This is a genomic window from Paenibacillus vandeheii, assembly GCF_030433635.1.
In the GTDB taxonomy this organism is placed as follows: Bacteria; Bacillota; Bacilli; order Paenibacillales; family Paenibacillaceae; genus Paenibacillus; species Paenibacillus vandeheii.
Genome location: NZ_JAROCD010000009.1, coordinates 228,961 through 250,608, shown reverse-complemented (window position 1 = coordinate 250,608; position 21,648 = coordinate 228,961). Strand labels below are relative to the sequence as shown.

Genomic DNA, 21,648 nt, shown 5'->3' with positions numbered 1-21,648 from the left:
ATAACTTCTGAGCTGAGGACATTTGTCCTTGGCTTTTTGAGTGAATATATCATTTAATAGAAAACGAAGAAGTAATGACGCGACAAGGAGAGTACAACCATGAGAGGAATTATTTTTGCACTATTAGGCGGTGCATGCATCACCCTGCAAGGGGTCGCGAATACCCGAATCAGTACGGACATAGGCACGTGGCAAGCCGCAACCATTACACAGCTCACCGGGTTCATACTGGCGGCTCTGATCCTGGTATTCGTACGTGACATCAACCTGCAAGGATTGAAGCAAGTGAAGCCCATGTACCTGGCGGGGGGCGCATTTGGGGCAGTAATTATTTTCAGCGAAGTCACGGCAATCCAGCAAATCGGAGTAACCTTTACGATCTCAGCCCTGTTGATTGCACAGCTGTTCCTGACCTTTCTGGTCGACAGTAACGGATGGTTCGGCGTCGTGAAGCAAAAGATGAAACTACCGCAGTTTCTGGGTATCGCATTAATGGTTACGGGCGTCATTATTATGAAACTGTAGCTGGTGTCGAGTATATAGTCGGGGGTGAAATACATTATGGAAGAATACCAGAATGAGCATCAATTATTGCACTATCTGAAGCAGTATCAACTCGAATCGGTATTTTACGAGCCCATGCGTACGCATATGACGTTATGCCATTTCGAGAAGTGCGAATTGATCTGCCGTGAAGGCGAAACTTCCGAATATTTATACGTGTTGGTCGAGGGGAAAATCAAAATCTTCACGACCTCACCACAGGATAAAACACTCGTTCTTTGTTTCAAAACACCACTTGAAGTCGTTGGTGATGTCGAGTACGTTCGAGAGAGCGACATCGTGAACACCGTACAGGCGGTCTCACCTGTCGTGATGCTGCGTATTCATTATCAGTGGTTGGCTGAACTAGCCAGCGATTACGCACCCCTGTTGAAATTTCTGCTCAAAATTATTTCTCACAAGTTTTATATTGATTCGAACTTCTCCAACTTCAACCTGATGTATCCGGTTGAGGTTCGATTAGCCAGCTACCTGCTGTCCATCTCTACAGAAGAAGCGGGGACTGTTGTCCACGAAGAGCTGGACGCTTTCAATTTGACAGATATCGCAAATCTGATCGGCACGAGTTATCGGCATTTGAATCGGGTGATTCAGAAACTATGTGCAGATGGATTAATCATCCGGGATCAGGGATTTATTATGGTCAAAGATCGAGCAGGTCTAGCAGAAGTGGCGGGTCATAACATCTATGAATAAGGAGATCTATATCCTATGATCATTACAGGTATTTTGCTTGCGTTACTGGCAGGCTCTCTTGTCAGTCTGCAGACCATCTTTAATAGTAAAGTAAATGAACGTACCGGCTCGTGGTCCACAACAACGATGGTGCTTTTCACCGGGTTTATTGCATCGTTTCTGATTTCTTTGGTGGTGGAGGGGAAAAATACGTTCAGCTTCCAGCACATGCAGCCCTGGTATTGGCTTAGCGGAGCCATCGGTGTTGGGGTGGTCTTCTGTCTCGTACAGGGAATGAAGCTGCTCGGTCCTACCTTTGCCATCTCTATCGTACTCACCTCCCAGTTAAGTTTCGCCCTGCTGTTTGATTCCATGGGTTGGCTTGGACTGGAGCAAATTCCATTCTCCTGGAACCAGCTTCTCGGGGTTCTGGTCATCGTAGGCGGTATCTTGTTGTTCAAGTTTGGCGGCAGCAAGTCTGCAAAATCGAAAAAATCTCCTAGCGCGTTGCAATCCGACTCCTAGAAGAACAATAAAAAGAGTGTCTGTCCAATCCCGTTGATTGGCCAGACACTCTTTTTGGCAATTGATACGAGTAAGTATCGTTAATTCACATTAAACGAACTCTACGTTATGGTACACCTGCTGCACATCTTCAAGGTCCTCAAGCGCATCGATCAGCTTCTCGAACTGGGCTTGTGCGTCCTCTGGAAGTTCAATATGGTTTTGCGCCAGCATCGTCAGCTCGGCTACCGTAAACTCGGTAACGCCCGCCGCTTTGAACGCCTCCTGTACCGCATGGAATTGGTCTGGCTCAGCGTATACGATAACTGATTCATCTTCGTCCACGATATCACGTACATCCACATCCGCTTCAAGCAGTAGCTCAAGCACTTCTTCTGAAGTTTTGCCTTCAACCCCGATTACCGCGGTAGGATCAAACATATACGCAACTGAACCACTCACACCCATATTACCCGCGTTTTTGTTAAATGCGGAGCGCACTTCCGGTGCAGTACGATTCACATTATTGGTGAGGGCATCCACGATGACCATGGCACCATTAGGCCCGAATCCTTCATAACGCAATTCTTCATAATTCTCGTCCCCGCTGCCTTTTGCCTTTTCCATGGCGCGATCAATAATGGCTTTGGGTACATTATACGTCTTGGCACGTTCCAGCACGACTTTCAGTGCGCGGTTCGCTTCCGGGTCCGGTTCGCCCTTCTTGGCAGCTACATAAATCTCAACGCCGAATTTGGCATAGACCCGGCTTGTATTTGCATCTTTTGAAGCTTTTTTTTCTTTAATATTATTCCACTTACGACCCATATCGTTTCCGCTCACTTTCAACATATAATCTGCTTTCTACCTAGTCATTATATCTTGTTGAGCGTACTTCAACAAGTTTAGACTCACGAAATAATGGTAAAGGGCAAGTCAATTCCACCTTGCCCCGTTTAGATATCCCAAAAGAAAATGATCCAAAAACGCCAAAGAAGCAATTCCATAAGGAATGCTTCTCTTCACGAATTCAACTAATTAAGCATGAAATTGCTGACCATCCAGCACTTCAGGCACATAACCGGCACGAATGACGAAATCTCCAAAATGCTCACCATCATTGCGCTCTCTGGCATATTGATTCACCATTGGAGTCAATGTGTCCAAAATTTCGGTTTCGCCAATATTTTCTTTGTACAATTTGTTCAAGCGATGCCCTGTAAAACTTCCGCCAAGATACATATTGTATTTCCCCGGAGCTTTGCCGATGAACGAAATCTCAGCCAGCATCGGTCTAGCGCAGCCGTTCGGGCAACCCGTCATACGAATGACAATCTCTTCGTCTCTCAGTCCAGCTTCATCCAGTACAGGCTCCAGCTTGTCGATCAGTGAAGGCAGATAACGTTCGGATTCTGCCATGGCAAGACCGCAAGTCGGAAGCGCCACACAAGCCATAGAACTTCTGCGAAGCGCAGAGTAATGCGCGCCATCGGTCAGATTGTATTGCTGAATCAGCGCTTCAATCTTTTTCTTCTTCTGGCTGCTAACATTACCAATAATCAGGTTTTGGTTAGCTGTCAGACGAAAATCTCCGGTATGAACCTTGGCAATTTCCCGCAAACCCGTCATGAGCGGATAACCGTCCACATCCTTCACTCGTCCATTCTGAATGAACAAGGTGTAATGCCATCTGCCATTGCTGCCTTTCACCCAGCCGTAACGATCTCCATTATGATCAAAATGGAACTCGCGCGCCGCATCCAGCTTCCAGCCGAGACGACTGGTCAATTCCTCCACGAACCAGGCCAGGCCGCGGTCATCGATTGTATATTTGAACCGGGCATGTTTACGCACTGCACGATCCCCATAATCCCGCTGAATCATAACCGTCTTCTCCGCGACATCAATCATTTGCTCTGGTGTACAGAAACCAATGACTTTGGACACCTGAGGATAAGTCTTCGGATCACCGTGAGACATGCCCATACCACCGCCGACTGAAACGTTAAAGCCTTGCAGCTTGCCGTTCTCCACAATCGCGATAAAGCCGAGATCCTGTGAAAATACATCGACATCATTGGATGGAGGAACGGCAATTCCGATTTTGAACTTACGCGGCAAATACACTTTGCCATAAATCGGTTCCACTTCTTCATCCGAATCCTGTGAATCAATAATTTTCTCCCCATCCAGCCACAGCTCGTGATAAGCACGGGTACGCGGGTCAAGATGATTGCTCACCTGGCATGCCCATTCATATACTTCAGCATGAATATCCGATTGATCCGGATTCGGGTTGCACATCACGTTCCGGTTGACGTCGCCACACGCAGCAAGGGTGCTGAGCAACGAATCATTCACTTCACGAATGGTATTTTTGAGGTCCCATTTGAGAACACCATGCAGTTGAAATGACTGGCGTGTCGTCAAACGAATCGTCTCATTCGCATATTTATGAGCAACACGATCCATCATCAGCCACTGTTCGGGTGTAACAATCCCTCCGGAAGCACGCACACGCAGCATGAATTGGTAAGCAGGCTCCAGCTTGGATTTATTCCGCTCATTACGCAAGTCACGGTCATCTTGCATATAACTTCCGTGATGTTTCATCAGGCGGTTATCGTCCTCGGGAATTGCTCCACTGATTCGATCCGCCAGTGTTTCTGTCAGGCTTCCGCGCAAGTAGTTACTTTTGATCTTTATATCTTCCACATCGCTGTTTGTGCGCTGCGGGTTAAGTAAGTTATTATAAGTCATGCTGCTTTCTCCTCTCGTATCAACGGAATGCCTTATCTGGCATATACTCTGAAATTAATACACATCCCGCTGATAACGTTTTTCCTGTTGCAACCGTGTCAAGTATTCTGCTGCCTGTTCGGGTGTTAAACCACCCTCTTGTTCAAGAATTGTTGCGAGTGCAGCATGAACATCATGTGCCATTCTTTTCTCGTCACCACAGATATATACACTTGCACCTTCCTGCAGCCACTGATACAGCTCTTTGCTGTGTTCCAGCATCCGATGCTGTACATATACTTTCTCTTCCGCATCACGAGAAAAAGCCACATCCATCTTCGTAAGAACGCCGTCTTTAAGCCAGCGCTGCCATTCGGTCTGGTAAAGGAAGTCGGTGGAGAAATGCTGATCCCCGTAGAATAGCCATGTCTTGCCACCTGCACCCGTCTCTTCACGTTCTCCAAGGAACGATCTGAACGGAGCAACACCTGTACCTGGCCCAACCATAATGATTGGAGCATCCGGGTTCTCCGGCAGTTTGAAGTTAGGATTTTGCTGAATAAAGACAGGCAATGTATCACCGATTTCGGTTCGTTCTGCCAGATGAACAGAGCATACACCGTAGCGCTCTCTGCCACGTGAATCATAACGTACTGTGCGAACGGTCAGATGAACTTCATCCGGGAAAGACTTCGAACTGCTGGCGATCGAATATAGACGTGCCGGGATTTTACGAAGTACAGCTACAAATGATGCAGCCGGAATACCTTTAAGCCCATAGTCATGTACCAGATCGAGCAAGTCACAGCTGTTCATCACCTTGCGAAATTCCGAATTATCTGCGAGCAGAGCGGGCAACCCGCTTCCCGGATTCAGCTTCGCGAGCTGTTCAACAACCGGTTTGGTTACCGCTGTAATTTCAAAATAACGCAGCAATGCTTCACGCACCGATACCTGTTCTCCAGCTTTATTCACCGTAACGCGCTCATCCGCATTCCATTCCATGGCTGCAATCAGCTCATCGACTAAGCGTGGATGATTTTCAGGGAATACACCCAGGCTGTCACCCGGTTCATACTCCAGATTGGAGCCTTCCAGGGACAGTTCAATGTGTCGCGTCTCCCGGTCCGATCCTCTTCCGTTCAAATTGAGATTTTCCAGTACTTCTGCCTTAAAAGGATTCGTGCGGTTGAATTCCGATTCCCCGCTGCTTACTGCAGCTACAACACTTTCACTGGTTATCGTACCTGCAGCATCCGATGTGCTGCTGAGTGAAGCAAGTACATCATTCATCCACGCTGCGGCTGCTTCATCAAAATCAACATCACAGTCCACACGTGGTACAAGCGCTGTTCCGCCTAGCTCCTGCAAACGATTGTCAAAATCTTTTCCTGTCTGGCAGAAGAACTCATACGAAGTATCTCCCAGCGCCAATACGGAGTAACGCAATCCTTCGAGCTTCGGAGCTCGTTTGCTATGCAGGAATTCATGCAGTGGTATCGCATTATCAGGCGGTTCGCCTTCTCCATGTGTGCTGACAATAATGAGGAGATTCTCTATTTTTTTCAGTCCGTTCGGTTTGAAATCTCCCATTGCCGACAGAGTCACCTGAAGCCCCTGCTCTTCCAGCTTTTTCGCCAGTTTCTTGGAGAGTCCGCTGGAGTTCCCCGTTTGTGATCCAAAGAGTACTGTAACTTCCCTGGACACCGCTGGTGTACTTGGAGGAGTAGTCAAACCTGCTGAAGTTACGGGCTGTTGTGCTTGTGCCATACCACCAGGTACAGTTAAAGCTGCAGTTCCCTGAATGGCTGTCAGATATCCGCTTAACCATGTTTTCTGTCCATCGTTCAATGTAGGAATAAGGCGATTGAGCAACTCAACCTGTTCCTGATTAAAAGGGCTGTTTGTCACTTGAAGTTCCACCATTTGCCACCTCGCGCATTGCTTCAATTTTAATTCCTACTAAAATGATCATATTAATTTCTACTCTCTTGAACCTACCATACCCGGTGGTAAGGGTCAATTTCGATGATTTTATAGCATTTATCAGTTTCGCTGATAAAGGACAAATAAACAACAAATACCCCCCTTTTCAATTCAGGACGGTTGTTGTTTTTAATATTCATTTGGCCGCAAGCTTAGGTAGAAGGGTTATGCGGAATATATTCGCTAAAATGATTCTCCAGCACTTTGCTTTTATCTCCATATACTCTGTCCAGATGATTCTCTCCCCACAGACAGATGCGGTCGATGATATTCTGCAGGGTAAGACCATACTCCGTCAGCTCATACTCTACCTTGGGCGGAATCTGGGGATGAATAATCCGGTGGATAATTTCATTCTTTTCAAGATCACGCAGCTGCTGGGTAAGGACCTTTTGGGTAATGCCGGGAATGGCTCTGCGAAGTTCGCTTGTTCGTTTTTTACCTGATATCAACTGATACAGAATTAGAATCCTCCATTTTCCACCTACCAGTTCCAGCATCGCCTGCACTCCGCTTTCATATTTTTTCAGTTCATGTTCCACTCGTAATCCCCCTTAAATCACATATATGTATATCCCTTATTATTAGTAACCGAAGAACCTCAAGGTTTCTACAGCACTCGAAGGTGCGTACTTCTCAATAGGATGTCATGAAACTTATAATAACATTGGTCAGAACGTTAAACCAAAAATGAAGAAAAAAGGATGGTTACTCCTACATGAAAGTCAAACTGGTCGTTACTCACCCAAGACAGGATTCCCTAACATTTGCCGTGATGAATCGTTTTATAGAAGGTATGAAGGAGAATCACCACGAAATTGATATTCTTGATCTGTATCGTGATGGATTTGATCCTTTATACAGTGTAGAAGATGAGCGAGATTGGCAAAATCCCGATAAGCAACATGCCCCTGTAATTCGCAAAGAACTGGATCGCGTGCTTGCGGCTGATGCCATTGTATTTGTTTTTCCAATATGGTGGTACAACGTCCCATCCATGCTCAAAGCCTATCTGGACAAGGTATGGAACATGGGACTATTGAACAGGGTTAACTCCAAAAAGGTACTCTGGATTGCTCTAGCTGGAGGTACGGAGGCTTCATTCCATAAGTACGATTATTACAACATGATCACGAATTATCTGAATAACGGGATCGCTGGCTATGCCAAATTACAGCAGTCACAAGTGGAATTCCTCTACGAGACGTTATCGGAATCCAAAGAACATATTGAAGGCTTACTGGAGCAAGCGTATCAACTCGGCAGACATTACCAATAACCGTTGCAATGCAAAAAGACAGCGTCCATTTAACCATGGCGCTGTCTTCTGTATGCTGGTTCATATTTTCATCCAGTGATGGCGTTGAAATTAGAACACCTTCGTTGTCCACGACTCACAATTCCATGTCTCCGTAACCACATCACGATAGAATTCAGGTTCGTGAGAGATCAACAGAATGCTGCCTTTGTATGCTTTGAGCGCACGTTTCAATTCTTCCTTGGCGTCAACGTCCAGATGGTTCGTCGGCTCATCGAGTACAAGCAGGTTCGTTTCATTATTGATCAGTTTGCAAAGACGCACTTTGGCTTTCTCGCCACCACTCAGAACCGCAACCTTGCTCTCAATATGCTTGGTAGTCAGTCCGCATTTTGCGAGTGCAGCACGCACTTCAAATTGAGTGTAGGACGGGAACTCCTGCCAGATTTCTTCGATACAGGTATTGTAATTCGCTTCCTTCATCTCTTGTTGGAAATACCCAATCTCCAGGTGTTCACCACGCTGAACGGTTCCTTCCAGTGCTTGAATCTCGCCCAGAATGCTGCGCATCAGAGTTGTTTTACCGATACCGTTCGCACCAACGAGGGCGATCTTCTGTCCACGCTCCATGCGCAGGTCCAGTGGTCTCGACAACGGCTCATTGTATCCAATGACAAGGCCCTTCGTCTCAAAAATGAGCTTGCCGGACGTTCTGGCATCACGGAAATTGAACTGTGGTTTTGGTTTTTCTTTGGCAATTTCGATGACATCCATCTTGTCCAGCTTCTTCTGTCTGGACATCGCCATGTTGCGCGTAGCCACACTGGCCTTGTTCCGGGCCACAAAATCCTTGAGATCCGCAATTTCCTGTTGTTGGCGCTTATACGCCGACTCCAGTTGTTGTTTTCTCATCTCGTGAACCTCTTGGAAGTGATCATAATCGCCCACATAACGCGTGAGATCCTGATTTTCCATGTGATAGATCAAGTTAATTACACTGTTCAGGAACGGGATATCATGCGAGATCAGAATAAAGGCATTCTCATATTCCTGCAAATAGCGTTTCAGCCATTCGATATGCAATTCATCCAGATAGTTCGTAGGCTCATCCAGGAGCAAAATATCCGGTTTCTCAAGCAGCAGCTTGGCGAGCAGTACTTTCGTACGCTGTCCACCACTAAGGTCATTAACGTCCTTGTCCAGACCGATATCGGTCAGACCCAGACCGCGTGCTGTCTCGTCCACTTTGGCATCGATCATGTAAAAATCCTGATTGGTCAGCGTATCTTGAATCGTACCAACGTCCTCAAGCAGCTGCTCCAGTTCCTCAGGAGTTACATCGCCCATCTTGCCATACATATCATTCATTTCCTGCTCCATGTCGAACAAATACTGGAACGCACCACGAAGTACATCACGAATGGATTGTCCTTTGTTCAGCACGGCGTGCTGATCCAAATATCCGACACGCATGCGTTTGGACCACTCCACTTTGCCTTCATCCGGCTGGAGTTTACCTGTAATAATGTTCATGAAGGTCGATTTACCCTCACCATTGGCCCCGATCAGTCCAATGTGTTCGCCTTTCAGGAGGCGGAAAGAAACGTTGTTAAAGATAGCACGGTCACCAAAACCGTGACTTAATTTTTCGACATTTAATATGCTCATACATGACACCTTTTCTATATAGACTTAATTCTTTGTATATTATAAGCGTTATATCATGCACAACTCAACGCCATATTGTAAATTTAGCACCACTTTTCAATGAAATGTCCTGCATTTCGACTCCCGATGCACTCAAACTGAAAACAATGGCATTTGCCTTATATGTATGGATGGGTTAAAATTTTTCCTTAAACGACTTACTACTATAAGAATGGAGCTCTCTTGGAGAGCATCAGGTGAACATGATGATTGAAGTGAAACAATCCAAATTGGGTGATGGGGAATTTAACCGCGGCGTATTTGCGACCGTAGACATTCCAAAAGGCCAGCTGATCCATCAGGCTCCGGTTGTCCCTTATCCCAATGAAGACCACGAGCATGTGGAGAAAACAATTCTCGAAGATTATGTATTTGAATACGGAGCCAACCATACGGCTATCCTGTTGGGTTATGGCAGTCTGATCAACCATTCCTACCAACCCAATGCCACCTATGATATCAACTTCGAAAACCATACCTTTGACTTCTATGCTTATACAGATATCAAAGCCGGTGAAGAAATATTGATCAATTATAATGGCGAGGAAGATAACATGGACCCATTATGGTTTCTGGATGATTACGAAGAACGTATGCGTGAGTTGAACGAAGCAAGTGATGGTGAAGAGGATGCTGATGACATTGAATCTGCGTCCCAGGACACGGACTCAAGCAAATAAGATCTTGATGATAAACTACAGCAGTAGGTCTACTTCATGTGAACAAGACTTTAATAAGCTGCTCCCTCATCCGTTGTAACTTTGATACAGCGGCTATGTCGTTGTCTTTAAAGGCAAACTAAACAAGCCATTCCTCCACCAAGGAAGACTGGCTTGTTTTAGTTTATTGCGTTTTCACCACATTTCCCAACATCGAACCAATCTTAATCGGCAATGGGAGGATCGGTGTGCAGATCCTGATCCGGTTCAGTCATTTTCCACTTCGTAAACGCAACTTCGAACCCGGCGCGCTTGGGAGAACAGAGAAACGGTCCGGCTTGCTTGTTCGTCTGATAGGCAAACCTCGCTACACGAATCGTGCGCCATGGATGCTCGTCCGTACGGGCGCGAATGATCACCGCTTCGTCATGATATGAAGCCCGAATGGTAACGATACGCCCACCCCACTCTGGCACAGGTGAGAGCGACCAATCGGAAAATCGATCCGTTACGACAGCTCCTACATGAGCCACGCCGTCGTTTACTTCAACCCCCGCCTTGATCCATTGGTCCTGGCCGTGCCAAAGCATCAATCCGGCCTGATCATATAATTCCGTAAATGAACTCAGATCAAATGAGACTTCAACTGCCTTGGTTCCATCCCATGGCGCAAGCATGGCATGCCCATTCTGATGACAGAAACCATAAAAGGTTTTCTCCCAGAAGTCACTGCCCTCCTGTGCCTCCACAATCAGACGGTCACCTTCCGTTCGTGCCTGAGCCGGTTCGGTTGTCCACTCGGCATCATGAATCCGATGAAAATTAGCTGACATGATTCTTCCCTTCCTTCCACATCATCACATTAAATTAAAGAGCCCAAGTCCGATGCGGCTGTAGGATATGCAAAATTCATGGTGTTTAACTGATCGGTCGTCAAATCAAACTGAATCGCCATCGCGAACAGGTTAATCAGTTCTTCTGTTTTGCCACCCAACACATGGGCACCCAGGATACGCCCTGTTGCCTTATCAGTAATAACTTTGGCCATGGCAAATTTTTCATTTGTACGTTTATAAGTATACCATTTCGACATGTCATTTACCTTCACCTCGTAGCCCTCTTTCTTGGCCTGCTCGACACCGAGGCCTACAGAACCCAGGGATGGCACGGTAAATACAATCGAGGGCATCACTTTATAATTGGGTTTGTGATGATTGCCTTCAAGCAGATTCAAGGATACCGCGCGTGATTCCTGGCCTGCGAGCGGCGTTAGTGGAAGTCCTTCCGTGGCGGACACATCGCCAGCTGCAAAGACTCTTGAGTTGCTTTCACTTTGCAGGTACTCATTAACGATAATACCTTTTTTCGTATAGCTGACATTACCCTTCTCCAGTTCAAGCCCCTCTATATTCGGAATACGTCCGGCTCCATGGACAACAAGTCCACATTGCCATTGATGATCCGCCCCATTACGGGTTCCGCTAACCACATACGTGTTGCCCTGCTGACGAATCGCCTTCACTTCCGCATTCAAGTGCACGTGAATGCCTACTTCTTCGGATTTTTTCAGCAGCAGGTCCACCAGTTCGGAATCAAACTGTTTCAGCGGCTCTTCACCTCGATGAATAATATGGACTTCCGTGCCAGCTCTGGCCGCAATATGTGCAAATTCAAAAGCAATGTAACCGCCACCCACCAGAACCAATTTATCCGGCAGCTGTTCCAAATCAAGAAAATCATCACTGTATATCAGATGCTCTGCACCATCAATAGGAAGCGGGGCTGGACGCGCACCTGTTGCGATTAAAATATGTTTTCCCTGCAGCACTTCATCCCCTACACGAATGTGACCTTCGTCGACAAAAGAAGCCTTGCCGTGGAACGTATCCATCCCTGCCTGTTTGAACTTATCCTCACTGGCTCTCGGAACACTCTCGGTAAATGTTCGCTTGAACGCCATCAGCTCCGACCACCGAATTGAGGCGTTACCTTCCACCCCTTTGCCCTTCATTCGTTCATTCCAGTCGATAAGTTCAGCTGCTCCTGCAAGTACTTTTTTGGGATCACAGCCCCGTAATGCACAGGTTCCGCCAAACTCTCGTTCATCAATTACGGCAATTTTCCATCCAGCTTCGGCGCAGCGGCTAATCACAGAACTTGCAGCACTCCCGGTTCCAATCGCGATCAAATCATAAGGTTGTTGTGTCATGTTGACTCCTCCTCTTCATGTGTAACCGTCAATATACAAACGCATGAGTATCAAACTATAATAATCCTGCCTTTTGCAGATAATCCGTTGCCACTTGTTGTGGACTTGCTCCATTAACGTTTACTTCGTAATTCATCTGGCGCATCTCATCGTCTGTAATACGACCTGCAAGTTGATTCAGCACCTCGACCAGCTGCGGATATTGATCTGCCGTTTCTTTGCGGAGCATCGGTGCTCCCTGATATGGCGGGAACAATCCCTGGTCATCCTCCAGCACAACGAGTTTATACTGTCTCAGCTCACTGTCGGTTGAGTAAGCATCCAGCAAATTGATGTCTCCTCGCTGAACGGCCGCATATCGCAGTTTCGGCTCCATCGTAGCCACATTAGGGAATTTGATGCCATACTTCTTCTGAATGCCAACATATCCGTCTTCCCGATCTGAGAATTCCAGTGTAAATCCTGCCTTAATCTGCTGCTGTACCGACTTGAGGTCCGATATGGTCTTTAGATTATACTGATCCGCAACCTTTTGAGGCACGGCCAACGTATACGTATTGTTGTAATCCATCGGGTTGAGAAGAACCATATTGAACTGGCTCAGCATCCCGTCCTTTGCCTGTTCATACACTTCTTTTCGATCGGTGCTGACTGCGGTTTCTTTCATAAATTCCGAAATGGCGGTACCCGTGAATTCCGGATAAATATCAATATCACCTGATTTCAGTGCATTGAACAGAAATGGCGTTTTCCCCAATCCGGGTTTCAATTCAACCTTCAGATCGGTATCTTTTTCAATCAGCAATTTGTACATATTAATGAGAATTTCCGGTTCTGCACCCAGCTTGCCAGCAATAACGAGATCCTTTTGCCCTCCACGGGAGAGCCAGGGAATCGTGATCACCAGAACGGCCACCAGGGCAAGTGTTCCGAGAGTAATCATCGTTTTCCTGAACGATATACGTTGGAACTGACGCAGCAGCACATCAAATAAAATGGCAAGCAATGCGGCGGGGATGGCTCCCAGAATAATCAATGCGGTGTCATTTCGATCAATGCCGAGCAAAATGAGTTCACCCAAACCACCTGCGCCAATCAGGGCAGCAAGCGTTGCTGTACCTACAATCAGAACCATCGCGGTACGAATCCCTGCCATAATGACAGGCATTGCGAGTGGCAGCTCCACTTTGGTCAGACGTTGACGACTGTTCATGCCCATGGCATTCGCTGCCTCGACCATGGAAGGATCGACTTCGGATATCCCTGTGTACGTGTTGCGGAGTACCGGAAGCAGGGCATACACTACAAGCGCAATGATCGCAGGCAGTGTACCGATGCCGAATAATGGGATGAGCAATCCGAGAAGCGCCAGGGAAGGGATCGTTTGCAGTACTGCCGTAACCCCAATAATCGGCTCAGCCACTCTCGGTTTGCGTGTCAGATAAATGCCAAGCGGGATGGCAATCAGAACGGCAAAGAACAACGCGATAAAGGAGATCTGAATATGCTCAAGGAGAGCAGACAACAACTGTCCTTTACGCTCACTGAACACTTCCGTAAATCTACTCATGTCCTTCACCCCGTTCCTGCAGCTGGCCGGACCAGTATCGGATTAGATCGGCTCGACTGACCTGGCCTATAATCTGGTGGTCTTTCTCGACCAGCAAATGATCATGGGAAGCCATGATCTCCACAAAATCCGGCAGTGTAATCGATACGGGAACAGCCGTTTTGACTGACTTAGGTACATGCCCGGGTGCGAGTGGTGACATGATTGTTTCAAGATCAAATAAAGAAGTTAGTCGTTCTGGTTCTCCGGAAGCCTTTTGCAATTCATACATCGTGTCCCCACCAGATACAGGCTGTGAACTCCTATCCGGACCAGGACTGCCAACAAAGTCACGTACAAATTCATTGACCGGCTGCTGGATCAGTTCTTCCGGGGTGCCTACCTGTAACACTTGCCCATCCTTCATGATACAGATGCGATCCCCCAGCTTCATCGCTTCCTGAATATCATGAGTAACAAATACAATCGTCTTCTTCATCTGACGCTGAATTTCCAGAATATCGTCCTGTAATTTCTCGCGGCTTATCGGGTCGAGTGCACTGAACGGTTCATCCATCAGTACAATTTCGGGATCGGCAGCGAGTGCGCGCAATACACCGATTCTCTGCTGTTGTCCACCAGATAGCTCAGCAGGCTTGCGATCACTGTATGTGGTTCCTTTCAGTCCAACCATGTCCAGCAAAGTATGTACGCGCTCCTTGATTTGCTCTGACTTCCACTTTCTCAGTTCAGGAACAACCGCAATATTTTCGGCAATCGTCATATGTGGGAACAATGCAATCTGTTGCAGCACATATCCGATATTCCAGCGCAATTCATGAATGTTATATTCATCGATGGGTTTTCCATTAATCCGTACGGTTCCATCTGTCCGGTCGATTAGGCGATTGATCATTTTGAGCATCGTGGTTTTGCCGCAACCGCTCGGGCCAATCATGACGAACAGCTCTCCCTTATTAATGTTGAGATTCACCCGACGCAGAGCATGGGTTCCATCAGGGTATTGCTTGGATACATTTTCGAACTGAATCATCCGTTCACTTCTCTCCTTTATGAAACATTCATTCTCATCTATTTCCCCAAAATTATAGACATATAATCACGGTGCTGGACTGAGGCATTGTTGTTTCTATAGAAATCGGTTATGTACGGATACCTCCAAAGGTTGAACAATCAACAAAGAAGACGGGCATCCAGGCACCGTCTTCTTATTATTATGCAGTATTTCCTTCCAATATTTTTATAATGAATGGGGACATCATAAAAAAGGAAAGTACACTTTCCAGACTGGTCAGTCAAGAAAATAAATGCTTTGGTTTTTGACAGAGTGGTATAATGATTATAGAAGTTCGATTTATCCAATTACCATTACGATCATGCCAACATATAAAGGAGTGTAGCGATATGCATATTCAAATTACAGATTTGGCTGCTGCGCGATTGACTGAAAGCTTGAATGATCAGCCCGGTTATTTCAAAGTGATCTATGACATGGAAGGTTGTGGCTGTAACGGAATTATTGCCATACTCATCGTGGATGAACCCGAAGCTCTGGATGTACAGATTGAAACCAATCTGGTGCCGTTCTATGTCGATCCGAAGCAACAGTTAAACCTGGAGCAGCACATGAAGCTGGACACGGAACCCAACTACCCTTCATTCAAATTAAGCAGTGATTCCGGCGTACTCAGCAGCAATGTCCGTGTTCGGGATGCCCGCGCAGTGGCTGCTGGAAGCTCCGGCAATTCTGTTTCGTGCGAGCTGTAATTCACAGTTTCTTTTCTAGTATGACGAGAACTTGATTCGCATCTATGTACACACAAAGACTTTGCACCCAAGGTGCAGAGTCTTTTTTTCGTGTTCTTTTTCTCATCAGACCATTAAAAACTATGAATCTCGCAAACTTTGTTTACAACTCGGAAACAATTGGAGAATCTATGGATATAATCCTCTAGTATACTCGGTATATAGCAAAGCACGAGATTGATATAACCCGAGGAGGAACACACATCATGAAATCTTTCACACGTAAATCTATCGTATCCACGATACTCATAGGATCTGTCGTAGCAGGCTCAGCATTCACAACACTGCCCTTCACGAATGGGATGAGCCCGGTCGCATCTGCTGCCAGCTCTAGCTTCACTCAATTCCTGCACGATAATGCACCTGGACGTACAATCAAAACGAGCGGTGGTCTGGCAACGGTGACGAATCTATCAAGTACAGTTGTGCTTGTGAATAAAAAGAGAAATCTGCCTTCGACCTACGCCCCTCAGGATCTGGTTGTTCCTAACATCCCATTCAGCTTCTCTGGCTCCAGTCCGAAAAAGCAAATGCGTAAAGTGGCTGCTACCGCGATTGAGAAATTGTTCGCAGCAGCAAAAAAAGACGGCATTGATATCAAGGCTGTGTCCGGCTATCGCTCTTATGCGACGCAGAAATCCATTTTTGATCGAAATGCGAGTATCAAAGGCGAAGCTGTTGCCAATAAAACCAGTGCTCGTCCTGGACAAAGTGAACATCAGACCGGCCTTGCAATGGATATCTCCAGCGCATCAGCGGGATATGACTTGCAACAAAGCTTTGGGAACACCAAGGAAGGCAAATGGCTGAAAGCCAATGCACATAAATACGGATTCATCATTCGTTATGGCAAAGATCAGGAGAAACTGACAGGCTACTCTTATGAGCCATGGCATGTGCGTTATGTGGGCGTGTATATTGCTGGGGAAATTACGAGCCAGAATCTTACACTTGAGCAGTATCTGGAGCACGCCAAATAAAAAAACAGGAACCAAAACAATTAAGTAACATTCGTTCCGTTCTTACGACTATAGTGTGTAAACGAATAGATGAACTTACAGGATGGGGCCCGGGATCGGGCCTTTCATTCCTGCACCACATCTACACCTACATAATAAGCAGCAAATAACACTCTGTCATATTAAGGACCTACAATTTTCCTGAAAACGACTGGCAGTCTCTTTACGCTTTCCGTTCCAGCCCAAGAACCCACACCAGCAAGAAGTGCATTATGAAACAGATAAAGTGCAACATTGTACGCAAGGGTACCCAGCACCATCTCCACCACTAAAAAACGTTTTAGCGTGGAGGATTCGATGACATAGACCTGAAACTCATTTCTGGACTTCCCCTCCCTATACCTTGTAAGGAGTGTTCTCATGAATCACCTCTACTGTTTTATGTTTATCGTATGGCAGGCAGATCTTGTCTTATTCAAAAATAATACTAAATAATACTTACATAAAGTAACTAAGTGTGTTATAGTCAGTTTATAAATCATACATAAGCGAGGGAAACAACCATGAGTGAACTGGAGAACCTAGTTAAAAACCGCAGATCCGCCATTATTTTTGAAGAAGGAATTGAGATTCCAGAGTCGGAACTGCAAGAAATGTTTGCCCTGAACAAATTCGCACCTTCCGCCTTTAACCTCCAGCATACGCACTATCTGGTGCTGACGGACCCAACCCAGAAAGAGAAAGTATACGAAGCTTCACAGCAATATAAAGTGAAAACCGCCTCTGCGGTCATCGTTGTCCTCGGCGATATCAACGCACACCATCATATCCGCACAATTAATGAGGGCCTGCTGAACCTTGGCGCGCTTACTCCGTTCCAATACGAGCAAGAATCGCAAAGCGTCACCGAATTTTACGAAACGCGAGGAAGGTTCTTCCAGAGGGAAGATGCAATTCGTAATGCCAGCCTGTCAGCGATGCAATTGATGCTGATCGCTCAGGATCGTGGTTGGGACACCTGCCCCATGATTGGCTTCGACGCTGAAGAGTTGCAACGTAGCTTGGATATTCCCGACCACTATGTACCTGCCATGCTGATTACGATCGGTAAAAAATCAGACGCCAAACAACGCCCGCGCGGATACCGCAAACCGATTAACGAATATGTCAGCTTTAACAAAATGCACGCCGAATAACGAAAAGATGCAAACCAAAAAGCCACGATCTCGTGGCTTTTATACGTTTCATATATGAAGCGTTTCAGACATTTCAATTTTATCGTCAAACGATGTATAACGCGATTGACAGTGATGTAACGGTATCGATGTCGCTAGACTGAATATAACCTCGATAATCGCAGAGATGCACCAGAACCCATTGTTTAAAAAATTTGTTGGTAAAATCTCGGGTAATATCCGTTACAATTATTCTCCCCAGACATAAAGTCCTACGATCTTTCTTTTCCCAAAAATACATATGAATTTTTTTTTATACCATGATAGCATTCGAAATGTACCCCATAACCGTAACGGAAGGAATGAAAACCAATGGAATTTCACATTGAAAACCTGCCAACATCCCGAATTGCCTATGTACGACAAGTGGGTCCGTACGGTCCCGCTAACAGCCACGCGATGGAGACGTTAAAGACTTGGGCCAGATCCAAAAACCTGCTTACAAAGTCCACCATACTGTTTGGCATTCCCCAGGACAACCCGGAAACCACGCCTCCCGTACATTGTCGATACGATGCTTGTATTGTTATATCGAAGGATGACCCCTTGGATGAATCTACTCCCCAACTTGAAGAAGCTGAGCTTCCTGGCGGGCAGTATCTGGTTTGCAAAGTCAAACATACCGCAGAAGATGTGAAGCAAGCGTGGACTGAGATTTTCCCGTATTTGGAGAGTAGCGGTTACACAATGGACAACAAACCCATATTGGAAAGATATACGGGTGATCTCCTTCCTCTGGATGTTTGCGAAATATGCGTACCCGTAAAGTTACAATAAGCTAATGCAAAGTTAGTGCAATACGCATACGCAAAAAAGTGACTTCAATGTTGAAGTCACTTTTTTGTCTTTTTACATAATATTTACCAATTAAAATGCCCAGTTCCCTTTGCGGAATACAGGTTCCACCGTACCATCCTGCAGCTCACCATCGATGTCGAGCTCTGCGGAACCGATCATGAAGTCTACATGGGTCAGACTGACGTTGCATTCATGTTTCAGCAATTCCTCGTTAGACATCGTCGTACCATCTTTCATATTGAACGGATATGCACTTCCGACAGCCAGATGGCAGGATGCATTTTCGTCAATACCGGTATTATAGAAGATACGATTCAAGTTGGAAATCGGGGAATCATGCGGCACGAGGGCCACTTCACCAAGATAACGTGCACCTTCATCCGTGGCAAACAGGTTTTTCAAGTGCTCTTCACCCGAAGCTGCTGTAAAAGCAACGACCTGTCCATCCTTAAATGTTATTCTCATCTGGTCTACCAGCTGTCCGTTCAGGTTGAGTGGCATCGTGCTGCTGACGAATCCGTTCACTCCACTGCGCTTCGGCATCGTAAACACTTCTTCTGTCGGCATGTTCGCAACGGTATACACACCTTGCTTGTTCTCTCCACCGCCGCCTCCCCAGATATGATTGTTCACGAGCTCAATTTTCAAATCTGTTCCTGGTGCGCGGTAGTGCAGGCTTTTATAGTTTTTCTTGTTCAGCAAATCACTCATGGCATTCAGGGTGTCCAGATGTTTTTTCCAGTTCTGTACTGCATCTCCGCCATCGACACGGTTCATTTTGAAGATGGTTTCCCACATAACGTTAATCCGATCTTCCTCAGGAATGTCGGCAAACACTTTGTTCGCCCATGCCTTGGTTGGCGCTTTGATCAGACACCAGCTAATCTCGTGGTTACGTGTATATTTCGAATATCCGCGTCGTGCATGAGCCGCCGCCTTGGTTGCACGCGAAACGTTGTCAGAATTGATGCCCTTGTACAATTCAGGGTCAGGTACTTTGATCGTCAGGGTTGCGCCGCCTGTTTCTGCAAACTTCTCCATCATTTCCGCCTTCCAGGCCGGGTAATAGTCGAAGCTGTCATCGGAGCCATGTTGAAAACGACTGCGTGTAATATCGTCGTCTTCAAAATCAACCTGTACATACTTGGCGCCAGCCGCGTATGCTTTTTGCACGATCAGGCGGGTGAATTCCAGTGTTTCGATAGGTGCCGTTACGAGCAGATCCTGCCCTTTCTGAATATTTACGCCGACTTTGACAACCAGCTCCGCATATTGTTCCAACGACTTTTCAAAGGTTTGTTCAAAATTACTCATGGTTGTATTCACTCCTAATTCATATTTGAATGTTTAGAATCCATTCCTTCCCCTTCACTACACTTATGCTAATATTTCCAACTCTTTGATTACACACAATGATCTAAGCATTACGTTTTTCCTGCTCACGCAGCTCAATGCGGCGGATTTTACCGGAGTTTGTTTTCGGAAGATCGGCTACAAACTCGATTTTGCGTGGATATTTGTATGGTGCTGTCCATTCCTTCACATGATTTTGCAGTTCACGCGCCAGTTCTGGTGAAGCGAGAGACTCGTCTCTCAGTACAACAAATGCTTTCACTACGTTACCACGGATCTCATCGGGGCTTGCCACAACCGCACATTCCTTCACGCTGTCGTGTTTCATCAGTGCTTCTTCCACCTCGAACGGTCCAATCGTGTATCCCGAACTGATAATGATATCATCACTGCGTCCTTCAAACCAGAAGTAGCCTTCTTCGTCTTTGCGTGCGCGGTCACCTGTTACAAAATAATCCCCGCGCTGATTCGCTTCCTTCCGTCCCTCATCCTGATAATAGGCACGGAACAAGGCTGGCATGTCCTTATGCACCGCGATATCTCCTACTTCACCAGCAGGTACAGGTTGTCCCTCTTCATTGATGATCTCAATGAGGCCTGGTGTAATCGACTGCCCCATCGAACCGATTCGTACGGGAGCATCCTTCAAGCTGCCGATCAGCAGTGTACTCTCGGTTTGTCCATATCCGTCCCGGATTGTCAGGTCAAAGTGACGTTGGAAAATTTCAATCACTTCCTGATTCAACGGCTCACCCGCAGACACGGCGCTGCGCAACGCGGACAGATCATGCTTACCAAGATCGTCTGCCTTGGCCATTAAGCGATATTCCGTCGGCGTACAGCAGAGGACGTTGATATGATGCTCCTGCATCAGTTCCAGATAACGCTTGGGTTGGAAGGATCCATTGTAGACGAGTCCGGTCGCCCCTCTTCCGAGTACGGACAGAAACGGACTCCAGATCCATTTTTGCCATCCAGGTGCTGCGGTTGCCCAGACCGTATCCGAAGGCTGAATATCCAGCCATAACGATGAAGCAATCCGCAAATGGGCATATCCCCACCCATGACTATGTACTACGCCTTTTGGATTCCCGGTTGTACCCGAGGTATATGCGAGAATGGCCATATCGTCACGATGCGTTTCCACCGCAGCCATCGTATCGGATTGGCCTTGCATTAACTGGTGTACGTTAACCCAGCCTTCTCCAGGTACGCGATCATCACCATTTGGTGAAGCAACGATACGGTGTGCCAATGCTGGCAAATCTGCATCTATCTTTTCAACTTCAGCGGTAGTCTCGGACCAGACAATGACAGCCCGCGCCTCGGAATGCCGGAGACGATACTCCAGATCTTTCGCACGCAGCATCTCGGAAGAAGGAATAACTGCAATGCCCAGTTTCAGGCAGGCAATGTAAATGACATAGGCAATAATCCGGCGTGGTACCATGACCAGCACCCGGTCGCCCTTCTCCAAACCAAGACCACGCAAGCCTCCCGCAAGACGATTTGCCTGCTTTAATAACTCACCATAAGTGATCTCTTCCAATTCTTTATGATCGCTCAGCCATCTAAGTGCAACCCGATCCGACGGGTGATTCTCCATCTCGGATGTCAGGTTATAAG

At 46.6% G+C, this 21,648-nt stretch carries 21 protein-coding genes; 9 read left to right on the top strand and 12 right to left on the bottom strand.

Features of this window, described 5'->3' with window-relative positions:
• Nucleotides 1-99: 99 nt before the first annotated feature.
• From P5G61_RS19535 to P5G61_RS19525, 3 genes are read left to right on the top strand one after another with little or no spacing between them, the layout of a single operon-like run.
• The gene (locus tag P5G61_RS19535) at nucleotides 100-525 is read left to right on the top strand and encodes a DMT family transporter (protein WP_079344274.1); all 426 of its coding nucleotides are present in this window, start codon (nucleotides 100-102) and stop codon (nucleotides 523-525) included.
• A gap of 36 nt (nucleotides 526-561) precedes the next feature.
• Nucleotides 562-1,260 carry a Crp/Fnr family transcriptional regulator gene (locus tag P5G61_RS19530; protein WP_301248047.1) on the top strand — a complete coding sequence of 233 codons (699 nt, stop codon included), beginning with the start codon at nucleotides 562-564 and terminating at the stop codon, nucleotides 1,258-1,260.
• Nucleotides 1,261-1,278: 18 nt separating this feature from the next.
• Nucleotides 1,279-1,764 (top strand): DMT family transporter, encoded by a 486-nt coding sequence (locus P5G61_RS19525; RefSeq protein ID WP_024633834.1) that lies wholly within the window; start codon nucleotides 1,279-1,281, stop codon nucleotides 1,762-1,764.
• 90 nt (nucleotides 1,765-1,854) lie between these two features.
• On the opposite strand, the gene P5G61_RS19520 is transcribed toward P5G61_RS19525, so the two are convergent.
• The 4 genes from P5G61_RS19520 to P5G61_RS19505 form a co-directional block, all read right to left on the bottom strand.
• Complete coding sequence (locus tag P5G61_RS19520) at nucleotides 1,855-2,571, bottom strand: YebC/PmpR family DNA-binding transcriptional regulator (RefSeq protein ID WP_024633833.1); 717 nt, start codon at nucleotides 2,569-2,571, stop codon at nucleotides 1,855-1,857.
• A 210-nt stretch (nucleotides 2,572-2,781) separates the two neighbouring features.
• Nucleotides 2,782-4,503 (bottom strand): assimilatory sulfite reductase (NADPH) hemoprotein subunit, encoded by a 1,722-nt coding sequence (cysI, locus tag P5G61_RS19515; protein WP_301248046.1) that lies wholly within the window; start codon nucleotides 4,501-4,503, stop codon nucleotides 2,782-2,784.
• Nucleotides 4,504-4,557: 54 nt separating this feature from the next.
• Nucleotides 4,558-6,405 (bottom strand): assimilatory sulfite reductase (NADPH) flavoprotein subunit, encoded by a 1,848-nt coding sequence (locus P5G61_RS19510; RefSeq protein WP_301248045.1) that lies wholly within the window; start codon nucleotides 6,403-6,405, stop codon nucleotides 4,558-4,560.
• A 215-nt stretch (nucleotides 6,406-6,620) separates the two neighbouring features.
• Nucleotides 6,621-7,010 carry a winged helix-turn-helix transcriptional regulator gene (locus P5G61_RS19505; protein WP_024633829.1) on the bottom strand — a complete coding sequence of 130 codons (390 nt, stop codon included), beginning with the start codon at nucleotides 7,008-7,010 and terminating at the stop codon, nucleotides 6,621-6,623.
• Nucleotides 7,011-7,186: 176 nt separating this feature from the next.
• On the opposite strand from P5G61_RS19505, the gene P5G61_RS19500 reads away from it, so the two are divergent.
• Complete coding sequence (locus P5G61_RS19500) at nucleotides 7,187-7,747, top strand: NAD(P)H oxidoreductase (protein WP_301248044.1); 561 nt, start codon at nucleotides 7,187-7,189, stop codon at nucleotides 7,745-7,747.
• A gap of 90 nt (nucleotides 7,748-7,837) precedes the next feature.
• On the opposite strand, the gene P5G61_RS19495 is transcribed toward P5G61_RS19500, so the two are convergent.
• The gene (locus P5G61_RS19495; RefSeq protein ID WP_301248043.1) at nucleotides 7,838-9,394 is read right to left on the bottom strand and encodes an ABC-F family ATP-binding cassette domain-containing protein; all 1,557 of its coding nucleotides are present in this window, start codon (nucleotides 9,392-9,394) and stop codon (nucleotides 7,838-7,840) included.
• 245 nt (nucleotides 9,395-9,639) lie between these two features.
• Here P5G61_RS19495 and P5G61_RS19490 point away from each other — a divergent pair, with 245 nt between their 5' ends.
• Nucleotides 9,640-10,113: an SET domain-containing protein gene (locus P5G61_RS19490; RefSeq protein WP_301248143.1), complete on the top strand. Its 474-nt coding sequence runs from the start codon at nucleotides 9,640-9,642 to the stop codon at nucleotides 10,111-10,113.
• 203 nt (nucleotides 10,114-10,316) lie between these two features.
• On the opposite strand, the gene P5G61_RS19485 is transcribed toward P5G61_RS19490, so the two are convergent.
• From P5G61_RS19485 to P5G61_RS19470, 4 genes are read right to left on the bottom strand one after another with little or no spacing between them, the layout of a single operon-like run.
• Nucleotides 10,317-10,925: a DUF1349 domain-containing protein gene (locus P5G61_RS19485; RefSeq protein ID WP_301248041.1), complete on the bottom strand. Its 609-nt coding sequence runs from the start codon at nucleotides 10,923-10,925 to the stop codon at nucleotides 10,317-10,319.
• A 29-nt stretch (nucleotides 10,926-10,954) separates the two neighbouring features.
• Nucleotides 10,955-12,301, bottom strand: a complete 1,347-nt coding sequence (locus P5G61_RS19480; RefSeq protein ID WP_301248040.1) for a dihydrolipoyl dehydrogenase family protein — start codon at nucleotides 12,299-12,301, stop codon at nucleotides 10,955-10,957.
• A 55-nt stretch (nucleotides 12,302-12,356) separates the two neighbouring features.
• Nucleotides 12,357-13,871 carry an osmoprotectant update ABC transporter permease/substrate-binding subunit OpuFB gene (opuFB, locus tag P5G61_RS19475; RefSeq protein WP_301248039.1) on the bottom strand — a complete coding sequence of 505 codons (1,515 nt, stop codon included), beginning with the start codon at nucleotides 13,869-13,871 and terminating at the stop codon, nucleotides 12,357-12,359.
• Nucleotides 13,864-14,904: an ABC transporter ATP-binding protein gene (locus tag P5G61_RS19470; protein ID WP_301248038.1), complete on the bottom strand. Its 1,041-nt coding sequence runs from the start codon at nucleotides 14,902-14,904 to the stop codon at nucleotides 13,864-13,866. The genes opuFB and P5G61_RS19470 overlap by 8 nt, the downstream gene beginning before the upstream one ends.
• A 371-nt stretch (nucleotides 14,905-15,275) precedes the next feature.
• Here P5G61_RS19470 and P5G61_RS19465 point away from each other — a divergent pair, with 371 nt between their 5' ends.
• Together P5G61_RS19465 and P5G61_RS19460 are read left to right on the top strand one after the other, a co-directional pair.
• Entirely contained in the window at nucleotides 15,276-15,638 is a 363-nt protein-coding gene (locus P5G61_RS19465; protein ID WP_301248037.1) for an iron-sulfur cluster biosynthesis family protein, read from the top strand.
• A 245-nt stretch (nucleotides 15,639-15,883) separates the two neighbouring features.
• Nucleotides 15,884-16,657: a M15 family metallopeptidase gene (locus P5G61_RS19460; RefSeq protein WP_301248036.1), complete on the top strand. Its 774-nt coding sequence runs from the start codon at nucleotides 15,884-15,886 to the stop codon at nucleotides 16,655-16,657.
• 161 nt (nucleotides 16,658-16,818) lie between these two features.
• Here the strand turns inward: P5G61_RS19460 and P5G61_RS19455 are convergent, their stop codons facing one another.
• Nucleotides 16,819-17,058, bottom strand: a complete 240-nt coding sequence (locus P5G61_RS19455; protein WP_301248035.1) for a hypothetical protein — start codon at nucleotides 17,056-17,058, stop codon at nucleotides 16,819-16,821.
• Between the two features lie 141 nt (nucleotides 17,059-17,199).
• Here P5G61_RS19455 and P5G61_RS19450 point away from each other — a divergent pair, with 141 nt between their 5' ends.
• Together P5G61_RS19450 and P5G61_RS19445 are read left to right on the top strand one after the other, a co-directional pair.
• Entirely contained in the window at nucleotides 17,200-17,832 is a 633-nt protein-coding gene (locus P5G61_RS19450; RefSeq protein WP_301248034.1) for a nitroreductase family protein, read from the top strand.
• A 351-nt stretch (nucleotides 17,833-18,183) separates the two neighbouring features.
• Nucleotides 18,184-18,648, top strand: a complete 465-nt coding sequence (locus P5G61_RS19445; protein ID WP_301248033.1) for an AraC family transcriptional regulator — start codon at nucleotides 18,184-18,186, stop codon at nucleotides 18,646-18,648.
• Nucleotides 18,649-18,738: 90 nt separating this feature from the next.
• Here the strand turns inward: P5G61_RS19445 and P5G61_RS19440 are convergent, their stop codons facing one another.
• Both P5G61_RS19440 and P5G61_RS19435 read right to left on the bottom strand, forming a co-directional pair.
• Complete coding sequence (locus tag P5G61_RS19440) at nucleotides 18,739-19,983, bottom strand: aminopeptidase (RefSeq protein ID WP_301248032.1); 1,245 nt, start codon at nucleotides 19,981-19,983, stop codon at nucleotides 18,739-18,741.
• 103 nt (nucleotides 19,984-20,086) lie between these two features.
• The gene (locus P5G61_RS19435) at nucleotides 20,087-21,628 is read right to left on the bottom strand and encodes an acetate--CoA ligase (protein ID WP_301248142.1); all 1,542 of its coding nucleotides are present in this window, start codon (nucleotides 21,626-21,628) and stop codon (nucleotides 20,087-20,089) included.
• Nucleotides 21,629-21,648: the final 20 nt, after the last annotated feature.